Source organism: Meiothermus sp. CFH 77666, from assembly GCF_017497985.1.
Classification (GTDB): Bacteria; Deinococcota; Deinococci; order Deinococcales; family Thermaceae; genus Meiothermus.
In genome coordinates this window covers 1-1,026 of record NZ_JAGDFV010000066.1, presented here as the reverse complement: position 1 = coordinate 1,026, position 1,026 = coordinate 1, and the positions used below count along the sequence as shown (strand labels likewise).

The window sequence follows — 1,026 nt, the reverse complement described above, 5'->3', positions numbered from 1 at the left end:
CCAATCGTGGGAGATTGATTCGGCATGAAAGCCATCAGCCAGACCGCTACAGCTCTGGTTATGGATGGACACCAGCATCGCTTCCAGGTACGTCGCCAACGGGGTTATACGCATCTTGGGGTCTCCTATGCTGTCAGAAGACCCCTATTCTATCGCCTTTTTTTCTGGGTTGCGTAACTTGAGTAACCAGTCTCTCAAGCGAACCGGCGTTATTGCGAGGAGGCCTGAGGCTGACAAAGCAATCCAGAGGAGGCTTGCCAAACTAACGGCCGGATAGAGCGACCTGGATTGCTTCGCAGCCTGCAGGTGCTTGCAATGACATACTGATTCCAGAGTACAGGCATCTATACGACTGTGTATTTAGTTACCAAACCACCGGTGAAGCTCACTTTATGTGGAACACATATCTGCGAGTCATGGCGTCTATACTGCCGTAATTCACAAACATTATATTTCCTCGCTTGTTCATAGCCAGTGATGTTACCTCCAAACTTTTGACGGCAACAATATCTCGCTGTCCTGTTCTCAGATTCCACCGTTCAACTTCCCCACGGGCGTTGACCAATGCCATCCAATCTTCTCTGAGGGTAAACATCGTAGGGAGTCCTCCTGCCAGCTCAAATTTGGATACCAGTATGTCTCGATCGTCTCTAATATCCCTAAAAACCAGTTTGGAGGTTCCCTGGTCTATTGTTAGATATTTACTTCCGAGGAATACCTTTTGCGCGCCATCATAATCTCGCAGTTTTATTAGTTGTTGCCCTTCTAGTACGTAAATCTCATCTGTGTTGCTCCCTGTATTCAGCCGTACGTAGGCTTTTCCATCTTCCTCGAGGCGTACGTCCGCAATTCTACCCTGGGGAATGCCCACCTCCAGAGCTGCCTCTGGTTTTGTAATTCCTTCGTGTGCTACTTGATCTGAACCCCAAGATGTGAAACAAGAGGGGGTGCTATGCACTCAGATCGCGAGCACCCCCTTTACTATCTTGACGCAGAAACCCTCCTGATCGCTACCTATGTCTGGGT

At 48.9% G+C, this 1,026-nt stretch carries 1 protein-coding gene; it reads right to left on the bottom strand.

Annotated features, from left to right (window positions below):
- Nucleotides 1-385: 385 nt before the first annotated feature.
- Nucleotides 386-958 carry a hypothetical protein gene (locus tag J3L12_RS16570; RefSeq protein ID WP_208016149.1) on the bottom strand — a complete coding sequence of 191 codons (573 nt, stop codon included), beginning with the start codon at nucleotides 956-958 and terminating at the stop codon, nucleotides 386-388.
- Between the last annotated feature and the right edge of the window lie 68 nt (nucleotides 959-1,026).